The following is a 15998-nucleotide window of genomic DNA, read 5'->3' as shown; positions in this document are numbered from 1 at the left end:
CTATCAATAAAAGTTACTCCTGCAAGTGTCCATGACGGTTCTGTCGCCTCGGATATGATAAAGACCGATTCAACCCATTGAACTAAAGGGTGGAAAAATGGCACTTGCAATACTATACTGCTATGTGGTCTTTGGTCTTGGCTTTCTGATTCCCACTATTCAGCTTCTTAACTGGGCTTTCCTGACCTACAGTGAAATTCTGGATGTGAAATTCATGGAGTATTTTATAACTCCCTAAGGGTTACTCTTGTAGCCACAATTCTAATCGTGGTCATCTCAATAGTAATTGCAAACTACTCAAGGATAAAGCAGAATTTTTTGACAAAGGGTTACACAAGGATAACAATACTGGGGTATTCAATTCCAGGTGCTGTCATTGCTGTTGCGGTAATGATTTTCTTAATTGACATAGATAACAGGACTTACGGTTTGCGACAGATTTTCAAGGATGGGTCCTGTAGGCTGTTTCTTGCCATAAGTCTTGCAATAGCTGACAGGGTTGTTGTATTGGAGAAGGGAAGTGTAGTGAAGGTAGGAGAGGCAAAAGATATTTTCATGAGAATAGAAAATTAGATTGTACAGACTTTTAATACCTAGGTATGGGAAAAAAGAGAACCCTAAAATTTCAATGGCTATTTTCAAGGCCAAGAAATCTGGGGTTCTTTCTTTTATAGCTTGTCTATTTTTGCTGCCAGGATAAAATCATTCTCGTGAAGCCCCTTGATTTTGTGTGTCATAAGGCTTGCCTTTAGCTTTCCCCAGGATACTGTCAGGGTTGGGTGGTGGCCTTCCTCCTCGGCAAGCTTTGCAATGCTATTTGCAAAGTTCATTGCCCCCATGAAGTCATCAAACTTGAAGGTCTTGTGGATGGACTTGTCGTCATCGCTGCTCCAGCCCTCATCAAGGTCCTTGAGCATGTTCTTTATCTCCTCAGGTTGAAGGGGTATTGCTCCAACCTCACAAGGGGTACACTTTTTATTTGAAAGATCGCTCAAACTGAACACCTCCTTTATCATCTAACCTATTGTTACCCAGAAATAGCCAGAATTATTGAAATAGTGTTTATTTAAGCTGCCAATTAAGCTCGTCCTTGTGATATAATTTACTTAATTGAGTAATAATTGGGAGGAGATGGCTTGATGGATAGAATTGAAACAAGAGTTGAGGATGTTACCTTGAGATTGGCAGTGAAAGAGGACCTTTCCCTGATACTTAGATTCATAAAGGAGCTTGCTGACTATGAGAAGCTGCTTCACGAGGTTGTGGCAACTGAGGAGATCTTAAGGGAGAGTCTTTTTGTCAGAAAGGCTGCTGAGGTCGTAATTGCAGAATATAAGGGAGAGCCAGTAGGTTTTGCGCTGTTCTTCCACAATTTTTCAACATTCCTGGGAAGACCGGGACTTTATCTTGAGGACCTTTATGTAAGGCCTGAAATGAGAGGGAGGGGCATCGGGAAACTGCTCCTATCCTACCTTGCAAAGCTGGCTCTGGAAAGGGGCTGTGGAAGATTCGAGTGGTGGTGTCTTGACTGGAACAAATCCTCCATCGACTTTTATAAGAGCATAGGGGCCATCCCCATGGATGAATGGACGGTTTACAGGGTCTGTGACAAGGCCTTGGTGGATTTGGCAGAGGAATTTTAACAGGGAGGAAGAGAGTTGAGATTATATATAACAAGACATGGACAGACCCAGTGGAACACTGAAGGGCGACTACAGGGCTGGATGAATTCCCCGCTTACACCCAAGGGGCTGGAGAGAGCTGAGCGATTGAGGGATGCAATAAGGGATATTGATTTTGACATCATATACTCAAGCGACCAGTACAGGGCGGTAAAGACCGCTGAAATTATCAAGGACGGCAAGGATGTTGAAATCAGGCAGATCATGGAATTAAGGGAAATCGGATTCGGTCTTTGGGAGGGTCAGAGACTTGTTGACATCAAGAAGAAATACTTTGAGGAGTTCAACAACTACATGACAAATCCAATGAAGTACAAATCCTGCGGAGGAGAGACCATTGAGGAGCTCTTTGACAGGGTTGAAAGGGGTCTTAAGGTTATTGTGGAATCCGGTGGGGAGAATGTGTTGATTGTGGCTCACGGTGTCACAATAAAGGCCTTGGTGACCATCCTTAAGGGCTTGCCCAGGGGCACTATTTCCGAGATTGATGTTTTTCCTGGAACTTCCTTGAGTGTATTCAGGAAAAGTGGAGAATTATGGGCTCTTGAGCTGGAAGGGGATACATCTCATTTTCACAAGTGATCGATGGAGGTTATTAGATGAGTGGGTTTAATTTAATGTTTATGCTTTTTCCTATATTCTTTTTGCTGATTTTTGCTGTTATTGCAGTTACGGTGATTAAAGGGCTGCTTGGTTGGAAGAAGAACAATAATCAACCGATTCTTAATGTAAACGCTACAGTTGTATCAAAAAGAGAGAATTTCAGAAGGTCTGCAAACACCCATAACAATCATCACATGGGGACAGGACATACCAGCTACTTTGTTACCTTTCAGTTTGCCAGCGGGGACAGACTGGAGCTTCAGGTAAAGGGAAAGGAATATGGAATGATGGTTGAAGGTGATGCGGGAGTGTTGGTTTTTCAAGGAACCAGATTCCACAGCTTTGATAGATTTACTGACTTATAACTGAAGGGACTGAAATATATGGGTAATGGAAAAAGTATCATGGGTGAGATTTTCAGCTGGATATCATCCCTTGTGGTGGCGCTGCTGGTTGCACTCTTTATAATATCCAACATAGTTTCCATGACAATGGTTATGGAGCAGTCAATGGAGCCAACCTTCATCCAGGGTGACAGGCTTGTAGTAAATAGGGTGGGGTACTTCTTCACAGACCCTGAAAGGGGAGATGTGATCATATTTGACAAGAATCCCATAGAGAAGGGCCTGATTAGGAACATGATAAACGAGATAAGTGACATCAGAAACAGCCTAAGGTTCAGGCTAACTGGAGCTGCAGAAAAGAATCTCCTTATAAAGAGAGTGATTGCTGTAGGAGGAGACCAGGTGGAACTCATAGATGGAGAGGTATTTGTAAACGGTGAAAGGCTCAATGAGCCATACATTGACAAGATGACCTATTCCAGTGGGGAGACTGGCTGGAGCGTACCGGAAGGGAAGCTGTTTGTCCTTGGGGACAACAGGGAGAACAGTCTTGATAGCCGTGTTATTGGCTTTGTTGACACTGAGCAGGTTAAGGGCAAGGTTGCCTTTAGAATATTTCCATTCAGCAAATTTGGATCAATAGACTAAAAAATCCAGGGGGTATCGTTATGAAAATGCCTGAAAGAATAAGATTGGCAAATCTGCCGACAAAAATTGAAAAGCTTGAAAGACTTAGCCAGGAGCTGGGCAAGAACATCTGGATAAAAAGAGATGACCAGACCGGGATGGAGGTATCTGGAAACAAGGTGAGAAAGCTTGAATTCGCAGCTAAGGAGGCTCTTGACCGTGGCTGCAATCATCTCATCACCTGCGGGGGAATACAGTCAAATCATGCCAGGGCAACGGCAGCCGTTGCTGCCAAGCTTGGAATGGGCTGCACCCTTGTGCTCAGAGGTGAGGATAAGGAGGATCGTGAGGGAAATCTTTTCCTTGAAACCCTTATGGGTGCCCAGGTTGTGTTTGTCACCCCAGAGGAATTTGAAAATTCCCTAGATGAGATTATGGAGGGGTTGAAGGCTCAAATTGATCTGGATGGTAAAAAAGGCTATATTCTTCCAATTGGTGCATCAAATGGGATTGGTTCATTTGGCTACCTTAATGCCTACAATGAAATTGCAGCACAGGAAAAGGAGCTGGGCTTTAAGTTTGATGCAATTGTTGCAACTGTAGGCTCAGGTGGAACCTTTGCAGGCCTCTATGCCGGAAACAGGATGGATGGAGGGATGAGGGACGTACTTGGAATCAATATCTCCTCTACTGCAGAGTACTTCAGGGAAAGGGTCGTGGAGCTGCTGAAGGAAATGAAAGGGTACATGGAAATTCCATTTGAGATAGAGAAAGAAGATATCAATATCATTGATGGTTACCCTGGTCTTGGTTATGCCCTCAGCAGGGATGAGGAGCTTCAGTTCATCAAATGGCTTGCGAGACTTGAAGGCCTGGTCCTGGATCCGGTATACACTGGAAAAGCAATGTATGGATTGGTTCAGGAGATCAAAGCGGGAAATCTGGATAAGTATGGAAACATCCTGTTTATACATACAGGGGGAATCTTTGGCTGGACACGGGAGGTGAGAGGCAGAATATGAAGATTGAATGGAATGTTAGATACCTTACAATAGCTGCATATTCCCTGGTTGTTATTTGCCTAAGCATAGTCTTCTATCTGATCGCCTCTGATATTGCAGTATTTAGTGAAAAGGTGTCGACGTTTCTTGGGTCCTTGCAGCCGATAATAATAGGTGCAGTGATGGCCTACCTCTTCAATTTCATCCTTGAGATAATTGAAAAGGTGATTACAAATCCATTGATGAAAAAAGTCAATATGCCAAGGCTTAAAAGGGCCATTGGAATAATATTTACCTACGCCATAGTGGGTACAATTGGATACCTTTTTGCAATAATTGTAATACCCCAGCTTATTGCATCTGTTGCAAGGCTTGTGACCCTGGTCACAGATAACTTCGACAGCATTTCAATGTGGGTGATAGAACAGATTGAGGGTCTCCATATCAGGGAGGATTATCTCCAGTATATTGTTGACTGGTGGAATGGAGTGCTTGACAACACTTTGGGATTTGTGACAGGTCTTATTCCGGTTATAGGAAGTATCGTAGGCCTGGTCCTTGCAAGCATCTGGAACATAGCAATAGGTATAATAGTTTCCGTTTATCTGCTCTTTGACAAGGACAGGTTCAGGGCTCTTGGAAGAAAGGTGACCTACTCCATTTTCCATGGACCCAGGGCGAACAGGACCTTGGAGCTTGCAAGAAGGGCCGATACAATTTTTGGAAGGTTTCTGAGCGGGAAAATCCTGGATTCCTTTATCATAGGGATTTTGACCTACATTATCCTTATGATATTCCAAATGCCATTTCCAATTCTTGTCTCCTTTATCATTGGGGTTACAAACATTATCCCATTCTTTGGGCCATTTATCGGAGCGGTTCCGGGAGTTTTCATTATAGCAATTGTTTCACCTATTCAGGCACTTTGGTTTATAGTGATTGTCATATTGCTTCAGCAGTTTGATGGCAATATCCTGGGGCCAAAGATCCTTGGTGATTCCCTTGGGATATCAGCATTTTGGATATTGTTCTCACTTCTTGTGGCAGGAAAGCTATTGGGCTTCATAGGACTGATCATTGGAGTACCCCTTTTCGTGTTTGTCTACTCCATAATAAAGGACAATGTGGAAAGACGGTTGGCAAAGAAGGGTCTTCCAATAGAGACCAGAGAATACTTCTAGGATCTTTTTAGGGAGGTCTTCATGTGACTTAGCATGATTATTGGATGATAAAAGAGCATCCTGGGTGCTGAGTATCTCATGACGGAACGGATTTTTTCCCTGTAATCCTTATCATAGCAGTGGATATTACAGGAGGAACAGAAGCTCTTGTCTTCACCAAAGACGCAGGAATCAAGCTTTTTTAGGCAGTAGTCCTTAAGGTCAAGGTATTCTTCCTTTGACAGGGAGTTTTGGCTGCCTTTATAGTAGAGGTCAATCATAAGGGCTACTATTTCCTTTTCTCTTGTGATTTTCTTGCCAGCAGTGAATTTTTCCATGGTGAAAGCCTCCTTGGATTGTGGATATATGGTTATTATAGCATTTTGGCAGCCTAAATTGAATATAGAAGGAGTAGGGGATGGAATATTTCAAGTACGGAAAACAGGAAAAGGAATATTTGGCAGCTAGAGATAGGGTTATGAAGAGCTTGATTGAAAAGCACGGGCATATAGAAAGGGAGGTCAATTCCGACCCCTTTTCAGCCCTTGTTGGAAGCATAATAAGTCAACAGATCTCCACAAAAGCTGCTGAGACTGTGGAAGGGAGACTGGTCCAACGGGCTGGTGAGCTATCTGTGAACAGCATAGGTGGACTAAGCCTGGAGGAGATTCAGGAATGCGGAGTATCCTTTAGGAAGGCAGGGTATATCAAGGGTATAGTTGAAGCTGTTCTGAACGGAGCTGTTGACTTTGAAGCGCTCAAGGAACTTCCAGATGAGGAAATAATAAAAAGCCTGGTTGGCTTGAAGGGTGTTGGAAGGTGGACTGCGGAGATGATGCTAATCTTCTCCTTTGGGAGGAAGGATGTCCTAAGCTTCGATGATTTGGGAATCAGGCGGGGACTTCAGAGGGCTTACGGCTTGGAGGAGATCAAAAAAGACCTGCATCCCCATTTCAGGGAGCTGTTCACCCCATACGGAACCGTTGCATCACTTTATCTTTGGGAGGAAGCTTCAAATCAGTGATGTTTGAAAGGAGGAAATAACATGAGAAAGATTGCATTTTTCGCATTCAGAGGAGATGAGATGTGCTTTATGCACCTGGTACTCAATGCCATGGACCTGCACAAGAAGGGATATCCTGTAAAGATCATAATGGAGGGCGAGGCAGTCACCCTGATAGACAAGCTTGAAAAGGGTGAGAACAAGCCATACCTCAAGGCAAAGGAAATGGGTTTGTTTGACTGCATCTGCAAGGCGTGCTCTGCAAAGCTGGGAGTTCTGGAGTTCAACGAGACTGTAGGGATACCAATAAAAGGAAATCTTGAAGGTCATCCGGCCATGGAGGACTACATAAAGGATGGGTACGAAATCATTACCCTATAAACCGAGAAAACGCCATAAAGCGCCCCTTTGGGGTGCTTTTTTGACCTCAAATATATTTTGATTAAACAAAAGATTCATGTTATAATGAATAGGTGTAGAATTTAAACTTGTTTGAAAATTGCAGTAATTGAAAAGGTTATCATATCTTTTAAAATTCTAGTTAGGGGGAATGTATCTTGAAAGCGTATTCAACGGAAAAGATCAGAAATGTAGCCCTACTCGGGCACAGCAGTAATGGTAAGACCACTTTAACAGAAGCAATGCTATTTGCAACAGGTGTGACTACAAGACAGGGAAAGGTTACAGACGGGAACACAATGTCAGATTTTGACAAGCAGGAGATTGCCAGACACGTCTCAATCGGAACAGCAGTTATCCCGGTAGAATGGAATAATACCAAATTCAATATACTGGATACACCAGGATATTTCGATTTTATCGGTGAAATGTATGGAGCTAAAAGAGCAAGTGAAGGTTCAGTGCTTCTTGTGGACGCTTCCTCGGGAATTGAGGTAGGGACAGAGAAGGCATGGAAGAACCTTGAGAAGTACGACACACCGCGAATCATATTCGTAAATAAAATGGACAAGGAAAATATCAACTTTGATAAGTTGCTTGAGGATCTGATAGGCCAATTTGGGGACAAGATAGTTCCCTTTGCATACCCCAACACAACTGGAGAGGGTTTCAATGGCTTTGCAAATCTTATAGATGAAGTTGCTTATGAATACGATGGAAAGAACAGGAAGGAAGTTCCTCTAAACGATGCCCAAAAGTCAAAGGTTGATGAATATAGAGAGTTGTTCATGGAAAGGATAGCACTTTCCGAAGAGGCGCTTATGGAGAAGTACTTTGAGGGTGAAGAGTTCACCCAGGAGGAGATAACGAGGGGAATAAGGGGAAGCGTTTCAAACGGAACCCTGGTACCACTTGTTGTCGGCTGTGCAGAAAAGGCAATGGGGGTTGATTTCCTTCTTGACCTTATCCAAAGATACATTCCGTCTCCAGCAGATGTTGGAAGCGTAAAGGGAACCAAGGATGGAGAGGAGATAATCAGAAAGGTTGATGTAAACGAGCCCTTCTCAGCAGTTGTTTTCAAGACCATTGTTGACCCCTTCGTTGGAAAGCTTACCTTGTTCAAGGTTGTTTCAGGAAAGCTCACAAAGGATACTGAAGTGTATAACTCAACCAAGGAAAAGGCGGAGAAGCTAGGTGGGTTGTTCATTCTTAGAGGTAAGAACCAGGTGGAGATTTCAGAGATTATGGCAGGGGACATTGGAGCAACATCAAAGCTTGCCTACACCCAAACCGGTGACACCCTTTGTGACAAGAACAATCAGACACTTTATGAGACAATAAAATATCCCCAGCCAACACTGTTCATGGCAGTTGAGCCAAAGAACAAGGGTGACGAGGAGAAGATCGGTACATCCCTAAACAAGATGATAGATGAGGACCCTACATTTGTTATAGAGAGAAACACAGAAACGAAGCAGCTGCTTATTGGTGGACAGGGCAACATGCAGCTTACCGTAATAGTTGACAAGCTGAAGACTAATTTTGGAGTTGATGTGGTTCTTAAGAGTCCAAAGATCGCCTTCAGGGAGACAATAAAAGGCACTGCAACCGTACAGGGTAAGCACAAGAAACAGTCAGGTGGAGCAGGTCAGTACGGAGATGTCCATATGAGATTTGAGCCTTGTGAAGAGGAATTTGTATTCCAGGAGGAAATTTTTGGCGGGTCAGTTCCGAGAAACTTCTGGCCAGCTGTCGAAAAAGGGGTAAGAGAATCCCTGGAGCATGGAGTTCTTGCAGGCTATCCAGTCGTAAACATCAAGGCTACACTGTTTGATGGTTCATATCATGACGTTGACTCAAACGAGATGGCATTTAAGATAGCAGCGTCCATAGCCTTCAAGAAGGGTATGGAAGAGGCAAAGCCAATACTTCTTGAGCCTATCGTAAAGGTAGAGGTCAAGATACCTGAGGACTACATGGGCGATGTCATGGGAGACATGAACAAGCGTAGAGGTAGGATTCTCGGTATGGAGCAGCAGGCTGACGGAAGCCAGAAGATCATAGCGGAGGCCCCACATGCAGAGATGTTTGAATATGCAATCGATTTAAGGGCAATGACCCAGGCAAGGGGAAGCTTTACAATGGAATTTGTCAGATATGAAGAGGTTCCTCAGATGATAGCTGAAAAAATCATTGCTGAGGCAAAAGCTGAAAAAGAGAATAATTAGCCAATTGATCAGCCCGGTTTTATACCGGGCTGAAAATTTATGTAACTATTGCAAAATAAAGGTTTACAGTTGATTATATTGTGGTATAATGATTGTGTAAATTAATATTAGCAAGAATGATTAGTATGACAAATGCAAGAAGGCAGCCCCTTTTTGTGTACTGTCAAACGACAAAGGCAAACCTATCGAGAGGTAGGGACGCAAAGCTATAGGGCCTGAAAAGGCAGCCAGCTACCGAAAGGAGAGTTTACACGTGAAGAGGAGAGTATTGAGCCTTTTATTGGTATTTGTTTTTTTGTTTGGAATAATTGGGACATCAAATGCTGCTGAGAGCTTCGGCGTTACAACTATAGACAATAATCAGCTTATGATAAACAGTTTGGCATACGGAAGCAATATGAGAGTCATGGTGGAAAAGGGTACTGAGAAGTATTTCTACAGCATGAACAGCACACAGGAGTTCATCCCCCTTCAGCTGGGAGAAGGAGTCTATACTGTGAAGCTTCTGAAAAATATTGAGGGCAACAAGTACCAGGTTCTTGGAAAATCAGAAACCAACATATCAGAGTGGAATGAGAATGTATACCTGACATCAAGTCAGCCTGTTTATTGGAATGACCAGTCAGTGATGGAAGGGTTGGCCGCATCGTTGTTTGCTGATGCTGATTCCGACTACCAAAAGATGCTTAAGGCATACAATTATATGGTAAACAACATCAAATACGATTATGAGAAGATCAATTACCTCAATGATTCCTACATTCCTTCAATCGACGAGACAATAACAAGCGGTCAGGGAATCTGCTACGATTACTCGGCGGTCTTTGCAGGACTTTTGAGATCTCAGGGAATCCCAACCAAGCTGGTTAAGGGATACGCTGCGGGAGTAGATGTTTATCACGCATGGAATGAGGTCTATATCAACGGAAGCTGGATCATAATCGACACCACCTTTGATGCTGCGTACTACCAGAATGACATGACTGTTAAGATGGTCAAGAGTGAAATGGAATACCAAAAAGTTAGGGAATATTAATTAAGCCTGTTAGGGCTTAATTTTTTTGGGTAAAAGACAAAGAAAGTCAAAGTCAGAAAGAAGGGATAAACATGGCTGGATTGAGCAACATCATCGAACAGTTCCTAAAGGAGCTCATCGATGAGATGGACGGTGTGGTTGAAATACAGAGAAATGAGCTTGCAAGTCAGTTTGAATGCGCCCCCTCACAAATAAATTATGTCCTTAGCACAAGATTTACCCCTTACAAAGGATACTATATTGAGAGTAGAAGAGGTGGCGGTGGGTATATTAAAATTGTAAAAGTGAAGCTCCAGGAAGACATTAGCCTTAACAATATCATTCAGAATATAGTTGGGGAATCACTCACTGAAAACAAGGCCCATGAGATCATTGTGGCCCTACAGGAGGAAGAGGTTATTTCCGGCAGGGAGGCTGAAATCATAAAGGCTGCTGTAAGCGATAGAGCCTTTAATTGTGACCCTGGTGACAGAAATGCAATCAGGGCATCTGTCTTAAGGAACATACTGCTGGTTCTGGTTAAATAGATTGGAGTGTGACAGACTATGAAATGCGAATCCTGCAATGATAGGGAAGCTAAGATTCACTACACCAGCATCATAAACGGAGTTATGGAAGACCATCATCTATGTGAGGTATGTGCAGCCGGTATCCAAAAGGACATTCAGGAGCATTTCCCCTTGCACAAGTTATTTGAGGGAGTTACGGTGGATACAAAATGCCCCAACTGTGGATTGAGCTATGAGAAGTTCAGATCCACTGGAAAGCTTGGGTGCTCAAGGTGCTATGACGCATTCGGCAAGGAGCTTTCCAATGTCATCCGTGGAATACACGGTCACACAAAGCACAGTGGGAAGATACCCAAGAGAGGCTACTCAATGGTCAGACACCAGGAGGACATCGACAGCTTGGACAAGGAGCTTCAGGAAGCGGTAAAACAAGAGGAATATGAGAAAGCTGCTGTGCTGCGGGATGAAATAAAGAGAATCAGAACCATTATGGATTCAGACAAAAGAGGTGAATAGGATGACAATTTGGCTAGATCCGCAGGAATATGACCCAGTAGTTGTAAGCACTAGACTTAGGGTGGCAAGAAACATTCGGGAAGAGGTCTTTCCCCTATATTCCACAAGGGAACAGGCCCAGGAAACCGCAGATGAGATAATCAATGCCGTTGATGAGAAGTTTCCAGATGGAGATTACAAGCTTTATCGATTAAGGGAAATGGAAAATCGTGAAAGGGTAAGGTTTATGGAGAATCATATCATAAGCCCTGGACTTCTGGAACAAATAGACAAGGGCTGCTTTTTCATGCGGGATGATGAGCGGGTCACCATTATGATCAACGAGGAGGATCATATCAGGCTGCAAACACTTCTACCTGGGTTGGACCTTCTGGGTGGATGGGAGCTTTGTTCCAAGATAGACGACCTTCTGGAGGAAAAGCTTGATTTTGCATACCACACGGAGTACGGATATCTTACAGCCTGCCCCACAAACACCGGTACCGGCCTGAGAGCATCTGTGATGCTGCATCTTCCCGGAGTTACAATGACCGGTCACATTGGCAGCATAATAAACGCCCTAAGAAAGATAGGGCTTACAATAAGAGGACTGTATGGCGAGGGGACAGAGGCGGTTGGAGACCTTTACCAGGTTTCAAATCAGCTTACCCTCGGTGAATCCGAAGAGGAGATAATAGAGAAGCTAAACAGGGTTGTACAGCAGCTTATAAAGAGGGAAAAGAGCACGAGGATATACTATGTGGAAAAGAAGGAAACCGAGCTGGAGGATAAGGTATACAGGTCCTTGGGAATCTTGAGGAGTGCAAGGATATTATCCTCCAAGGAGGCAATGAAGCATATATCAATGGTCAAGCTTGGCTCTGACATCGGTATACTGAGGGATTTCAGGGGCAGTGACCTGATCAGGCTGATGATATGGATTAAGCCGGGAAACGTTCAGGTTTCAGAAAAGAGGGCCATGGACAAGAAGGAGAGAGACAAGGTCAGGGCTGACCTGACCAGAGAATATTTCAAATGATGGAGGTATATTATGGGAATGTTTGGTAGATTCACAGAAAGGGCGCAAAAGTCAATTTTACTTGCCCAGGAGGAGGCTAAGAAGTTCAACCACAACTATGTGGGAACAGAGCATCTTCTGCTGGGTCTTATAGCGGAGGAACAGGGGATTGCTGCCTTGAGCCTCAAGGAGATGGGGGTGACCCTGGACAATGCAAGAAAGCAGGTTTATGACATTGTTGGAATGGGTGAGGAGACAGTTGAACTGGTTGGATTTACTCCCAGAACCAAAAAGATATTTGAGCTTGCTGTGAGCGAGGCTAGGAACCTTGGTCACAACTACGTAAGTACAGAGCACCTTATCCTTGGCCTAATTGGAGAAGGTGAGGGAATTGCGGTAACCATTCTTAGAAGAATGGGGGTTGACCCTGCCAAGCTTGCGGAATCTGTTGCCAAGAAGCTTACTCAGGCCACTCCAAAACAGCAGCAGGCTCAGCAGCAGCAAAACGACAAGAAAGGACAATCAAATCTTGAAAAATACAGCATAGACCTTAACAAAATGGCACAGGATGGTGAGATTGACCCTGTGATCGGTAGAATGAAGGAGATTGAAAGGGTTGTACAGGTACTGAGCAGAAGAACCAAGAACAATCCCGTGCTTATTGGTGAGCCAGGTGTAGGTAAGACTGCCATAGCGGAAGGCCTTGCCCAGAAGATAGTCGAGGGGGATGTTCCTGAAATTATCAAGGACAAAAGAATTGTCACACTGGACCTGCCAGGTATGATTGCAGGTGCAAAGTACAGAGGTGAGTTTGAGGAAAGGCTTAAGTCCGTCATGAAGGAATTGAAGGATGCAGGAGATGTCATCCTCTTTATAGATGAGCTCCACACAATCGTTGGGGCAGGAGCTGCGGAGGGTGCGATAGATGCCTCCAACATCCTTAAGCCAACCCTGGCAAGAGGAGAGCTCCAGATAATCGGAGCCACCACAATAGACGAGTACAGAAAGCACATTGAAAAGGACACCGCCCTTGAAAGAAGGCTTCAGCCTATAATGGTCGAGGAACCGAACATCGGGGATACAATTAAGATTCTTGAGGGACTCCGTGACAGATACGAAGCCCATCATGGTGTCAAGATCCTTGATGACGCCCTTGAGGCTGCAGCGGAGCTTTCCCACAGGTACATCGCTGACAGGTTCCTGCCTGACAAGGCAATTGACCTGATAGATGAGGCTGCATCCAAAATCAGGGTGAACACCTATGTGGCCCCTGATGACCTGAAGGACCTTGAGGAAAGGCTTGAGGAACTTGAGCACGAGAAGGAAGAGGCAATCAACACCCAGAACTTTGAGAAGGCTGCCAACATTAGGGACAAGGAAAAGGATATTAAGGAACAGATTGAAAGCAGAAAGATTAAGTGGCAGAAGCAAAAGCGGGAGAATAACCTTGTTGTGGGATACGATGAGATAGCTGAAATCGTATCAAACTGGACAGGAGTTCCTGTGAGCAGAATGACCACCGAGGAAAGCGAGAGGCTCCTAAAGCTTGAAGAGGTCCTCCACAGGAAGGTGGTTGGACAGGACCAGGCTGTAAAGGCCGTATCAGCGGCAGTTAGAAGGGCAAGGGTAGGACTCAAGGACCCACGAAAGCCAATTGGAAGCTTTATCTTTGTTGGTCCTACGGGGGTTGGAAAAACCCACCTGGCCAAGGCGCTTGCTGAAGCCCTGTTCGGTGAAGAGGATGCAATGATCAGGATCGACATGAGTGAGTACATGGAGAAGCATTCCGTATCAAGGCTTGTTGGTTCACCTCCAGGATATGTTGGATATGATGAGGGAGGTCAGCTGACAGAGGCTGTCAGAAGAAAGCCATACTCGGTTGTTCTTTTCGATGAGATTGAAAAGGCACATCCTGATGTATTCAACATGCTTCTTCAGATACTGGATGACGGTAGGCTCACGGACAACAAGGGAAGGACGGTTGACTTCAAGAATACAGTCATAATCATGACTTCAAATGCTGGCGCCACTTCAATAAAGAAACAGAATGTTCTTGGCTTCGCTGCTGCAGAAGACAAGGAAGTTCAAGAGTATGACAGAATGAAGGATATCATAACAGAGGAGCTTAAAAGGACCTTTAGACCTGAGTTTCTCAACAGGCTGGATGAGGTTATTGTATTCCACGGTCTGAAGGAGGATCAGGTGGAGGAGATTGTTGATATAATGGTTAAGGATCTTGAAAAGCGAATGGAAAAGATTGGGGTCAACATCAAGATTTCAGATGAAACCAAGAAGTATATTTCAAAGCATGGCTTCGATGCTGTGTTTGGAGCAAGGCCTCTCGAGAGGACCATAAGAAAGATGATTGAGGACCAGCTGGCAGAGGAAATCCTTAAGGGTACGGTTTCCAAGGATGAGAGGATCAATGTGGAGTATGACGGGGAGAAGCTGACCTTCAACAAGGCGTAATCTATGACAAAGATCCCGGGAGGAGAAATTATTGGCTAAGAAAAGTAAGATTAACAGATGCAGCGAATGTGGATATGAAATGGTTGGTTTTATGGGAAGGTGCCCCGAATGTGGCGCCTTCGGCTCCTTTCAGGAAGTTGAAAGGGCTGAGACCTCCTCCGGTAGAAAGGTGAAAACCGCAAGCACTGCAGAAAGACTGAACAAGATCCAGGCAACTAACAGTCAGAGGATAAAAACCTCCATCAATGAATTTGACAGGGTTATGGGTGGCGGAATCATCAAGGACTCCGTCACCATACTTACTGCAAAACCAGGCGCGGGAAAATCAACCCTGCTGCTTCAGGTTGCAAACGATCTAGCCAGGCAGGGAATTAAGACCCTATACGCCTCGGGGGAGGAATCCACATCACAGATAAAGTCCCGGGCTGACAGGATACTTAAACAGATACACGATGACCTTCATGTGGTGTCGGACAACAGCCTGAACTCAATTCTTGATATCATTGAGAGGACAGATGCCAGATTCATAATAGTGGACAGCATCCAGACCTTTACTTTGGATGAGTTTCCAACATCACGGGCGGGTTCTCCGACCCAGACCATGGAGTGTGCCTACGAGCTTGTGAAAATTGCGAAGAGGCCTGACAAGCCTAGAATAGTATTCATAGTCGGTCAGATGACAAAGGATGACGAGCTGGCAGGTGTAAGGGCTCTTGAGCATTTGGTGGATACGGTTCTTGTAATAGAGGGTGAGAGCGGAGAAGAGCTACGTAGCCTTGTTTCAACAAAGAACAGGTATGGGTCCACCGGTGAGATGGGATTTTTCAATATGACAGAGGACGGTATGGTTTCAATCGATAACCCCTCGGAGTACTTCATGACTAAACGATCAGAGGAGAATCAGGTTTCGGGTAGTGCCTTGACGGTTGTGCGGGAAGGTACAAGGCCAATACTCCTTGAGGTGGAATCACTTGTATCGCCTTCCTTTACTCCGTATCCCGCAAGGATTGGAGAATCCATGAAGCGTGAGCAGATGAACACACTTGTGTCCATACTTGAACAGAGGGGAGGGATGCCCCTATATGATAAGAATGTTGTAATCAAGACGACAGGAGGTATTAAGCTTAAGGAGCACTCGGCCAATCTGGCTGTGATTGTGAGCATAGTCTCTTCGGTCCATGACAGACCTGTGGGAAGTGATACTGTATTTCTTGCTGATGTAGGCTTGACAGGGGAGCTGAAGAAGGTCCCTTCACTGGATGCAAGGCTTAGGGAGGCTGACAGAATGGGAATCAGGACTGCTTTTGTATCCGCTGACTACGGCAGGGGAACAAAGCTTGAAAATCTTAAGGTAATTAGGCTCAGGACCCTAAAGGAAGTTTTGGGAAAGGTTTTTTAGAATAAAAAAGGCACTCTGAAAATGG

General features: G+C 44.5%; 19 protein-coding genes and 1 riboswitch. Of the genes, 17 read left to right on the top strand and 2 right to left on the bottom strand.

The annotated features are described in order from the left end of the window. Positions 1-97: 97 nt before the first annotated feature. The gene (locus ACKVDP_RS12850) at positions 98-238 is read left to right on the top strand and encodes a hypothetical protein (RefSeq protein WP_409229289.1); all 141 of its coding nucleotides are present in this window, start codon (positions 98-100) and stop codon (positions 236-238) included. A gap of 80 nt (positions 239-318) precedes the next feature. Next, positions 319-573, top strand: a complete 255-nt coding sequence (locus tag ACKVDP_RS12845) for a hypothetical protein (RefSeq protein WP_409229288.1) — start codon at positions 319-321, stop codon at positions 571-573. Positions 574-668: 95 nt separating this feature from the next. Here ACKVDP_RS12845 and ACKVDP_RS12840 read toward each other — a convergent pair whose 3' ends face one another. Beyond that, positions 669-995, bottom strand: coding sequence for a 4a-hydroxytetrahydrobiopterin dehydratase (locus ACKVDP_RS12840; protein WP_409229287.1), 327 nt, complete (start codon positions 993-995; stop codon positions 669-671). 144 nt (positions 996-1139) lie between these two features. Here ACKVDP_RS12840 and ACKVDP_RS12835 point away from each other — a divergent pair, with 144 nt between their 5' ends. The 6 genes from ACKVDP_RS12835 to ACKVDP_RS12810 are packed head-to-tail and all read left to right on the top strand — an operon-like array spanning position 1140 to position 5438. After that, positions 1140-1643, top strand: a complete 504-nt coding sequence (locus tag ACKVDP_RS12835; RefSeq protein ID WP_409229286.1) for a GNAT family N-acetyltransferase — start codon at positions 1140-1142, stop codon at positions 1641-1643. Positions 1644-1658: 15 nt separating this feature from the next. Then, a complete protein-coding gene (locus tag ACKVDP_RS12830) occupies positions 1659-2264 on the top strand; it encodes a histidine phosphatase family protein (protein ID WP_409229285.1) in 606 nt (201 codons plus the stop codon). 17 nt (positions 2265-2281) lie between these two features. Continuing rightward, complete coding sequence (locus tag ACKVDP_RS12825; protein WP_409229284.1) at positions 2282-2650, top strand: DUF2500 domain-containing protein; 369 nt, start codon at positions 2282-2284, stop codon at positions 2648-2650. Positions 2651-2668: 18 nt separating this feature from the next. Further along, positions 2669-3277: a signal peptidase I gene (gene lepB / locus ACKVDP_RS12820; RefSeq protein ID WP_409229283.1), complete on the top strand. Its 609-nt coding sequence runs from the start codon at positions 2669-2671 to the stop codon at positions 3275-3277. Between the two features lie 20 nt (positions 3278-3297). Next, a complete protein-coding gene (locus ACKVDP_RS12815; RefSeq protein ID WP_409229282.1) occupies positions 3298-4278 on the top strand; it encodes a D-cysteine desulfhydrase family protein in 981 nt (326 codons plus the stop codon). After that, positions 4275-5438 (top strand): AI-2E family transporter, encoded by a 1164-nt coding sequence (locus tag ACKVDP_RS12810; protein ID WP_409229281.1) that lies wholly within the window; start codon positions 4275-4277, stop codon positions 5436-5438. Before ACKVDP_RS12815 ends, ACKVDP_RS12810 begins: the two co-directional genes overlap by 4 nt. On the opposite strand, the gene ACKVDP_RS12805 is transcribed toward ACKVDP_RS12810, so the two are convergent. Continuing rightward, entirely contained in the window at positions 5435-5755 is a 321-nt protein-coding gene (locus ACKVDP_RS12805; RefSeq protein ID WP_409229280.1) for a nitrous oxide-stimulated promoter family protein, read from the bottom strand. The two genes, ACKVDP_RS12810 and ACKVDP_RS12805, sit on opposite strands and share 4 nt — an antisense overlap. A gap of 80 nt (positions 5756-5835) precedes the next feature. On the opposite strand from ACKVDP_RS12805, the gene ACKVDP_RS12800 reads away from it, so the two are divergent. The 9 genes from ACKVDP_RS12800 (at position 5836) to radA (ending at position 15973) form a co-directional block, all read left to right on the top strand. Next, complete coding sequence (locus tag ACKVDP_RS12800; RefSeq protein ID WP_409229279.1) at positions 5836-6441, top strand: DNA-3-methyladenine glycosylase family protein; 606 nt, start codon at positions 5836-5838, stop codon at positions 6439-6441. Positions 6442-6462: 21 nt separating this feature from the next. After that, the gene (locus ACKVDP_RS12795) at positions 6463-6801 is read left to right on the top strand and encodes a cytoplasmic protein (RefSeq protein WP_409229278.1); all 339 of its coding nucleotides are present in this window, start codon (positions 6463-6465) and stop codon (positions 6799-6801) included. Between the two features lie 176 nt (positions 6802-6977). Beyond that, positions 6978-9047, top strand: coding sequence for an elongation factor G (gene fusA, locus ACKVDP_RS12790; protein ID WP_409229277.1), 2070 nt, complete (start codon positions 6978-6980; stop codon positions 9045-9047). A 165-nt stretch (positions 9048-9212) separates the two neighbouring features. Beyond that, positions 9213-9286, top strand: a riboswitch (cyclic di-GMP riboswitch). A gap of 14 nt (positions 9287-9300) precedes the next feature. Continuing rightward, complete coding sequence (locus ACKVDP_RS12785; protein WP_409229276.1) at positions 9301-10083, top strand: transglutaminase-like domain-containing protein; 783 nt, start codon at positions 9301-9303, stop codon at positions 10081-10083. A 71-nt stretch (positions 10084-10154) separates the two neighbouring features. Then, positions 10155-10610 (top strand): CtsR family transcriptional regulator, encoded by a 456-nt coding sequence (locus ACKVDP_RS12780; RefSeq protein ID WP_409229275.1) that lies wholly within the window; start codon positions 10155-10157, stop codon positions 10608-10610. A gap of 18 nt (positions 10611-10628) precedes the next feature. Next, positions 10629-11108 (top strand): UvrB/UvrC motif-containing protein, encoded by a 480-nt coding sequence (locus tag ACKVDP_RS12775; protein WP_409229274.1) that lies wholly within the window; start codon positions 10629-10631, stop codon positions 11106-11108. A gap of 1 nt (position 11109) precedes the next feature. Continuing rightward, positions 11110-12126: a protein arginine kinase gene (locus ACKVDP_RS12770; protein WP_409229273.1), complete on the top strand. Its 1017-nt coding sequence runs from the start codon at positions 11110-11112 to the stop codon at positions 12124-12126. Between the two features lie 12 nt (positions 12127-12138). Continuing rightward, positions 12139-14574: an ATP-dependent Clp protease ATP-binding subunit gene (locus tag ACKVDP_RS12765; RefSeq protein ID WP_409229272.1), complete on the top strand. Its 2436-nt coding sequence runs from the start codon at positions 12139-12141 to the stop codon at positions 14572-14574. 31 nt (positions 14575-14605) lie between these two features. Beyond that, positions 14606-15973 carry a DNA repair protein RadA gene (gene radA / locus ACKVDP_RS12760; RefSeq protein ID WP_409229271.1) on the top strand — a complete coding sequence of 456 codons (1368 nt, stop codon included), beginning with the start codon at positions 14606-14608 and terminating at the stop codon, positions 15971-15973. The last annotated feature ends 25 nt before the right edge of the window (positions 15974-15998 follow it).

This window comes from Gudongella ferriphila (assembly GCF_046224405.1).
Lineage (GTDB): Bacteria > Bacillota > Clostridia > Tissierellales > Tissierellaceae > Gudongella.
The sequence above is the reverse complement of the archived record's forward strand: the minus strand, read 5'-3'. Positions and strand labels throughout refer to the sequence as shown.

What these genes read in the sequence shown, in the direction of transcription:
- ACKVDP_RS12765 (WP_409229272.1), top strand. Translation starts at nt 12,139, where the DNA reads ATGGGAATGTTTGGTAGATTCACAGAAAGGGCGCAAAAGTCAATTTTA.
- ACKVDP_RS12810 (WP_409229281.1), top strand. Translation starts at nt 4,275, where the DNA reads ATGAAGATTGAATGGAATGTTAGATACCTTACAATAGCTGCATATTCC.
- ACKVDP_RS12805 (WP_409229280.1), bottom strand. Translation starts at nt 5,755, where the DNA reads ATGGAAAAATTCACTGCTGGCAAGAAAATCACAAGAGAAAAGGAAATA.
- ACKVDP_RS12825 (WP_409229284.1), top strand. Translation starts at nt 2,282, where the DNA reads ATGAGTGGGTTTAATTTAATGTTTATGCTTTTTCCTATATTCTTTTTG.
- lepB (WP_409229283.1), top strand. Translation starts at nt 2,669, where the DNA reads ATGGGTAATGGAAAAAGTATCATGGGTGAGATTTTCAGCTGGATATCA.
- ACKVDP_RS12775 (WP_409229274.1), top strand. Translation starts at nt 10,629, where the DNA reads ATGAAATGCGAATCCTGCAATGATAGGGAAGCTAAGATTCACTACACC.
- ACKVDP_RS12770 (WP_409229273.1), top strand. Translation starts at nt 11,110, where the DNA reads ATGACAATTTGGCTAGATCCGCAGGAATATGACCCAGTAGTTGTAAGC.
- ACKVDP_RS12815 (WP_409229282.1), top strand. Translation starts at nt 3,298, where the DNA reads ATGAAAATGCCTGAAAGAATAAGATTGGCAAATCTGCCGACAAAAATT.
- ACKVDP_RS12850 (WP_409229289.1), top strand. Translation starts at nt 98, where the DNA reads ATGGCACTTGCAATACTATACTGCTATGTGGTCTTTGGTCTTGGCTTT.
- ACKVDP_RS12780 (WP_409229275.1), top strand. Translation starts at nt 10,155, where the DNA reads ATGGCTGGATTGAGCAACATCATCGAACAGTTCCTAAAGGAGCTCATC.
- ACKVDP_RS12795 (WP_409229278.1), top strand. Translation starts at nt 6,463, where the DNA reads ATGAGAAAGATTGCATTTTTCGCATTCAGAGGAGATGAGATGTGCTTT.
- ACKVDP_RS12800 (WP_409229279.1), top strand. Translation starts at nt 5,836, where the DNA reads ATGGAATATTTCAAGTACGGAAAACAGGAAAAGGAATATTTGGCAGCT.
- ACKVDP_RS12835 (WP_409229286.1), top strand. Translation starts at nt 1,140, where the DNA reads ATGGATAGAATTGAAACAAGAGTTGAGGATGTTACCTTGAGATTGGCA.